Source organism: Novosphingobium sp. B-7 (assembly GCF_000410615.1).
GTDB lineage: Bacteria > Pseudomonadota > Alphaproteobacteria > Sphingomonadales > Sphingomonadaceae > Novosphingobium > Novosphingobium capsulatum.
Genome location: NZ_APCQ01000076.1, coordinates 1 through 6137 on the forward strand (window position 1 = coordinate 1; position 6137 = coordinate 6137).

Here is a 6137-nt window from a genome sequence, read left to right on the forward strand (position 1 = left end):
CTATGCCATCGAAGACCAGGTTCGCGGCACGTCGGCAGAACAGCGCCGCGCCATGCGCGCCGAACAGGCCCGCGCCATCGTCGATGACCTGCACCTCTATCTCGAGGCGAGGCTCCGCCAGGTCAGCGCCAAGAGCAAGCTCGCCGACGCTATCCGCTACGCCTTGACCCGTTGGATCGGGCTATCGCTATTCCTCGACGATGGCCGCGTCGAGCTGGATTCAAACACCGTCGAGCGATCAATCCGGCCCTTAGCCCTCAATCGCAAAAACGCGCTCTTCGCTGGCTCGGATGAGGGCGGCGACAACTGGGCGGTGATCGCCACGCTCATAGAGAATTGCAAGATCTCGGGCGTGAACCCCCACACTTGGTTGGCAGAGACCCTCGCCAAACTCGCCAACGGCCATCCAGCCAACGCCGTCGGAGAACTCATGCCCTGGACCGCCGTGGCCTGAGCACATCGCTTACAGCACAGCCTTGAGTGCAGAGCGAGCGCGGCGACCCGCTCCACATCGTGAATGCGAGCGCGACGACGCGGGATGTTAGGCGGCGTTACCAGACGCTCGCAGGTAGAGCCGATCCCGCAATAATGGTTCGAACCTACCGATCAGGTAGTCTTTCTGCCGCTCTAGCTCCTGCAGGCGCAATTGAAGAGATGCGGCTGTGTACCGGGACCCGACTGTAGTGGCCGCTTCCCTGCCGTGCGCGACGGCGTTGCGGCGATCGGTAATTTCATCGATGTATTGCCGCGCCCTGGGATCGTGGAGCGATGGTCCCGAGATGCCAAACGCCTCGAACACCTGATCCAAACTGGCGCACCAAATATTACCTAGCTCTTCGAGAAGCGCCTCCTCGTGAATACGCGCAGTATCTGTGGAAAATGTACGTGAGAAGAGCGCGGATCTTCGCTGCCACTTGGCCCTGCGACCAGGCGAAGCAACCGCCCTCAACTGAGGATCGAGTGCGAGCGAAAGAAGTTCGACCGCAAGATCGGAATGGGCGATACGCTGACCACTTATGCCTTCAGCTGTCCGGACGACAAGCAAAGTCGTCGTAAACTCGAAGGCCGCGTAGAGGAGGACGATGAACATCGCCTTTTGAGTGTTCAGGCCTGCGGATACCGAGGTACCCTCATCGGCCTCTCGGGCAGAAATTTCGGTCAGTAACGCGCGAGCCTCAGCAAAGCGGCTTGCCACCTCTGCTCGAACCGCGCTGAGTGGCATTAGGCGAGCAACTCGTTCCGCATATATTCAATACGATCAACGACCATCCGACGGCTATTCGTCGCGCCAGTCGTAAGCCGCCGCATCTGATCTGCGTTCATGATCGGCGCTGGATCCCTGTTCAGACCTGGATTTTGCCTCAATGCCAACGTAGTTCCTACGGTGACGGCCTCGTACAGGTTGAGCGGTGTCGCATTTCTCGTGCCTCGAACGACCCCATTCGGAAGCCTGGCCTGTAGCCAATTAAAGGTTGCATCGAAACCCGCGATGGACGCAGCCTGCGGTCCAGCGAGAGCATGCTCAATCATATAGTCGTTGAGAAATCCGACGACGCTATGCTCAAATGCTTGATACCGCTCCAGATAGGCAAAGTAGCGGAGCACACACTCTTCGTATATCGCTTCTTGCTGCTCATTGCTTGGGATGCGGACCACAGCCCGAAACGCCGGACGAGATGAAAGTTCGCGGAGCAACTCGCGAAAGCCGCCTCTCATCACGCAGTTTCTAATTTCTTGCGCGTGCAGCTTTACGCCGCCAGTATTCAGACGCTCGAACAGATCGTACCTGACCGCAAAATCGCTTTTGTCATTCAAGGTCGTGACCCGGACTGGCCGCAAGGTAAAACCTAGCTGCGCAGATTTCGGTAGCTCTTCAAATGTCATCCCATTGAAAGCGGTCAATTTCGTTAGGTTAGTAAGCTTCAGTGGGTTCTCGCGTATAATACGAGACCGAACGTCTTTGCCTCCGCAGAAATGAACGAGCGTGCTTAGGCGTTGCACTCCGTCTACGACCTCCCAACTGCCGTCTCGATTGGCGGCCATGTACAAGCTGGGTACCGGAATTCCCAAATAGATGCTTTCGACTAGCTCTGATTCGCGGGTATCATCCCAGACGAAGCGCCGTTGGTAGTCAGGCGCCACATCAATCTCGCCACCTGCGACCATATCGACCAGCTGCCGCACGGTCATATCGTATACGTCGTAAGACACGGCTCGCTTCTCGCGATCCAACTGCTCAGTTAGGTTTTGCGACATGCGTTCTCCCCGCGCGGGTATAGGCGAATGAGGCCTCTTGCGGCAAGCCGCTTTGCCTGAGTGGCTGCCAGGCTCTCAAGGCCCGCCGTTCCGGCTGACATCATTGCGAGCATACCACAAGCCAGCCAGTCCATCCGGCATTGCACGATGATGCTGCCAAGTTGAAGAGAGGGCAGCTATTGAATCTATGTATAGGCCCCAGAATGGCTGGCGCTGGGCCGCACCGCGGCCGGACCGTTTAATCGAATGGGAATGGCGAGTTCCGGGAGGAACGGTCGTTCATGCGCAAATTCGGCAACGTCGTAGGTTGGTTGCGAGCTGCCCCGGCTGGCGGCGATCACATCCCTACAATCGAGGCACTGGCGTAGGACGCGATCTTCTCCCATCCCAGCGTTTCATAGAGTACCCGTCCTTCATCGGTGGCGACCAGCAGTTCGAAACTGTTGGGATTGCCCCTGGCCTCGTGCAGGGTCTGCATGAGGACATGACCCAAGCCTTTGCGGCGATGCTCTGGATCAGTCACAATTCGGTCGTAGACGAAGACGCCATGCGCCTCAGCCCCATAGCCGCTCGCTGCCAAGATGCCGGTGTCTGTGACAATGCGGACCGAAGTCACGGGGCCAGACTGCTCGACTGCGATAGAGTAACCGTCCGCGAGTTGTCGGCGGGGCATTGGACCATGAGCGCGCATCACATGACTGGGCGCATGGATGGTCCAATGTGCTGGCAGCGCGGCACGCAAGGCCTCCGACGTTTCGCAGACCTTCACGAACTGGCGCGGCTGATGGATCCTGCGTGCGACGTCCTTGAGCCCATCACACATGCGCGGAAACACCCAGCGGACAGTTTCCATTTCCGATCCGGTATCGACACGGAAACCGCCATGCTCGGCCACTGGCATGGACAACTCACGCGCCAACGATCGCGCGGTGAGCCAAGCATGCAGCAGATGCGGATCAAGGCCTTCGGTGTTCATCATGCCTCGCCGTCGAATTGTACCTTTCGGAATGGCCATGCCGTGGAGGTTCGCCAGTGCCATCGGTGTTTTCGCTCGCTGTCAACCGGCTGCCTCGTTGCCTTCGTCAAGGGCATCAGCCAGCATCGCGGCCAGCGCCTCTTCCGCACGTGCGCGGGCCGATGCATCCTTGGCGGCCAGATCATTGCGAAGCCACTGCGGTGCGCGTTCAATGACGCCGAGAATGCGGGCCTTGGTCTTGTCGTCCATGCATATCCCTATGGCGACGTGGCTGGCGCGCGGCAATGCGCTGGCGACGGGTAGTGGAAGCGGTGTTGCCGTCTGCTCAATCTTTGTCGTCGGCATCGGCAAAAGCTCGCTGCCCCCGCCGCCGCCACAGCGTGATTTGGTTGCCGGTGTCGTCGGCGCCCAGCCTTGCCGCTGCCTCGAGCAATAGCCCGAGGATGACCGCGCGATCATCGTCGGTCAGTTCGACAAGGCCCGCCTTGGCGATGAGCCCACCCAGTTCGATGAGCTGTCGCGTGCGCTCGCGCCGCGTCACCTGCCAGGCTCGTGTGTCATGCCGCGCCTGTTGCAGAGCCAGACGATGACGGGCGCTGGTCGTGCGACGCTGCTGGTTGCGCGTTGTCGCCAGCGCGTTGGCCAGGCGCGTGGTCGGCCTGCTCGCCAGAAAAGAACGCAGCGCCGCGTTTGCGCCATGCCTCCCGTCGCGTCGGATCGGTGATGGCGGCAATCGAGAGCAGCGCGCCGGCCAGTTCTTCGATTGTAAGGTGATCGGCGCCAGTGGCTTCAACCAGTTCGCCCAACTGGCTCTGCTTGCGTGCCTTGAGTTGCTTGGCCTTGGCGGTGAGGGCCTTGAGGTCCTCGTCATAGTTGCGGGGCTTGCGCATGTCTGGTGTCCTGTGACGGCGGTCTGTTGCGCCGCGAGGCCTTTCAGTTATCGGCCTTGACGATCAATGCCAATTGCCTGAAACCTCATGGGATTCCGCCGTCCCGAGAATGATGAAATCTTTTGAGGGCGCGCTTATACGTCGTGCCGACGTGCGCTTTTAGGCGTATCTGGTGTGTCGCCATGGCGATCTACCACTTCTCGGCCAAAGTTGTTTCGCGCGGTAACGGCTCGAGCGCCGTGGCCGCCGCTGCCTATCGCTCGGCCGATCGGCTCTATGATGCGCGGCTCGACAGGCATCACGATTTTTCCAACAAGACCGGTGTCGTACACAGCGAAGTCATGCTGCCCGAAGGCGCGCCGGAAGAGTGGCGCGACCGGGCGAGGCTGTGGAACGACGTTGAAGCCGTCGAAGTGCGCAAGGACGCGCAACTGGCCCGCGAGATCGAGTTCGCCATTCCGCGTGAAATGACCCAGGCCGACGGCATCGCACTGGCGCGGGACTTTGTGCAAAAGGAGTTCGTCGACCGGGGCATGGTAGCTGATCTCAATGTGCATTGGGATGTCGGACCCGACGGCCTTGCCAAGCCCCATGCCCATGTAATGCTGGGCATGCGCGAAGTTGGAGAAGACGGTTTCGGCGCCAAGGTGCGCGAGTGGAACAGGACCGAGCTCCTGACCCACTGGCGCGAAGCCTGGGCTGAGCACGTCAACGAACGGCTGGCGCAGCTCGATATCGACGCGCGGATTGATCACCGGAGTCTGGAGGCCCAGGGCATCGATCTCGAGCCGCAGAACAAGATCGGCCCGGCCGCGGCACGCATGGCGCAGGAAGGCTTGGTCCGCGAGCGGCTGGAAGAGCATTTTGCCATTGCCCGGAGGAATGGCGAGAAGATCCTCGAAAACCCCGGCATCGCGCTCGATGCCATCACCCACCAGCAGGCCACGTTCACTTCCCGCGATCTCGCCACGTTCGTGCACCGCCACAGCGAAGGGAAGGACCAGTTCGACGCCGTGCTGGCGGCGGTGCGAGGCTCGCCCGATCTTGTCCGACTGGGACCTGACGGACGCGGCGAGGAGCGCTTCACCTCGCGCGCCATGCTTGAGACCGAACAGCGGCTGGAGAAGGCCACGGCCAGGCTCGACGCGCAGTGGCATCATGCCGTCCCTGACCGTCATCTTGCTGCCGCGCTGGACCGTGCCGAAGCGCGCGGCCTGGTGCTGTCGGTCGAGCAGCACCGTGCGCTCGAGCATGTCACCAGGCGTGGGGGTCTTGCCAGCGTGATCGGCTATGCCGGTACCGGCAAGAGCGCGATGCTCGGCGTCGCGCGCGAGGCGTGGGAGAAAGCCGGCTACGAGGTGCGCGGCATTGCCCTGTCCGGCATTGCCGCCGAGAACCTGGAAAACGGCTCGGGCATTGCCTCGCGCACCATTGCCAGTCTCGAGCACCAGTGGGCGCAGGGACGCGAGACCCTGAGACCCAATTCCATTCTCGTGATCGATGAGGCCGGCATGATCGGCACGCGCCAGATGGAGCGGGTGATCAGTGCGGCCGAGAGCCAGGGCGCCAAAGTCGTGCTGGTTGGTGATCCGCAGCAGCTCCAGGCAATCGAAGCCGGCGCTGCCTTCCGCAGCATGGCCGAGCGGCATGGTGCCGTCGAAATCACCGAAGTGCGCCGGCAGGCGGAGGAATGGCAGCGCGATGCCACGCGGCACTTGGCTACTGGCCGAACCGGCGAAGCCATCGAAGCCTATCATGCCGCTGGTCTGGTGGTCGAATCACCCACCCGCGAATCGGCACGCGATGCCTTGATCGCGCGCTGGGATGCCGATCGGCAGGGCCATCCCGAGGCCAGCCGGCTTATTCTCACCCACACCAATGCAGAATGCGATGAACTGAATGCGCAGGCCCGGGATCGCCTGCGCGATCATGGCACGCTGGGTGCCGATGTGGCGGTCGAGACCACCCGTGGCCAGCGCTTGTTTGCCGACCAAGACCGCATCATGTTCCTGCGC

At 61.3% G+C, this 6137-nt stretch carries 8 protein-coding genes; 2 read left to right on the forward strand and 6 right to left on the reverse strand.

Going from position 1 to position 6137, the window contains the following annotated elements; translation table 11 throughout:
• Positions 1-454 (forward strand): transposase (locus H926_RS24900; RefSeq protein ID WP_022674574.1); only part of this gene is annotated, 454 nt, incomplete at its 5' end.
• Positions 455-541: 87 nt separating this feature from the next.
• Here H926_RS24900 and H926_RS0100635 read toward each other — a convergent pair.
• The 6 genes from H926_RS0100635 to H926_RS0100660 all read right to left on the reverse strand — a co-directional run bounded on the left by H926_RS0100635 (position 542) and on the right by H926_RS0100660 (position 4122).
• Positions 542-1195, reverse strand: a complete 654-nt coding sequence (locus H926_RS0100635; protein ID WP_158441915.1) for a HEPN domain-containing protein — start codon at positions 1193-1195, stop codon at positions 542-544.
• Between the two features lie 26 nt (positions 1196-1221).
• Positions 1222-2256, reverse strand: a complete 1035-nt coding sequence (locus H926_RS0100640; RefSeq protein ID WP_022674576.1) for a DUF262 domain-containing protein — start codon at positions 2254-2256, stop codon at positions 1222-1224.
• Positions 2257-2593: 337 nt separating this feature from the next.
• A complete protein-coding gene (locus tag H926_RS0100645; RefSeq protein ID WP_082208933.1) occupies positions 2594-3295 on the reverse strand; it encodes a GNAT family N-acetyltransferase in 702 nt (233 codons plus the stop codon).
• Between the two features lie 18 nt (positions 3296-3313).
• A complete protein-coding gene (locus tag H926_RS34010) occupies positions 3314-3481 on the reverse strand; it encodes a DUF6771 family protein (protein WP_022674578.1) in 168 nt (55 codons plus the stop codon).
• A 76-nt stretch (positions 3482-3557) separates the two neighbouring features.
• Positions 3558-3773 carry a conjugal transfer protein TraD gene (locus H926_RS0100655; protein ID WP_028657396.1) on the reverse strand — a complete coding sequence of 72 codons (216 nt, stop codon included), beginning with the start codon at positions 3771-3773 and terminating at the stop codon, positions 3558-3560.
• A 16-nt stretch (positions 3774-3789) separates the two neighbouring features.
• Entirely contained in the window at positions 3790-4122 is a 333-nt protein-coding gene (locus tag H926_RS0100660; protein WP_022674580.1) for a conjugal transfer protein TraD, read from the reverse strand.
• Between the two features lie 182 nt (positions 4123-4304).
• Here H926_RS0100660 and traA point away from each other — a divergent pair.
• The coding region (gene traA, locus H926_RS0100665; RefSeq protein ID WP_022674581.1) for a Ti-type conjugative transfer relaxase TraA at positions 4305-6137 on the forward strand (1833 nt) is incomplete at its 3' end.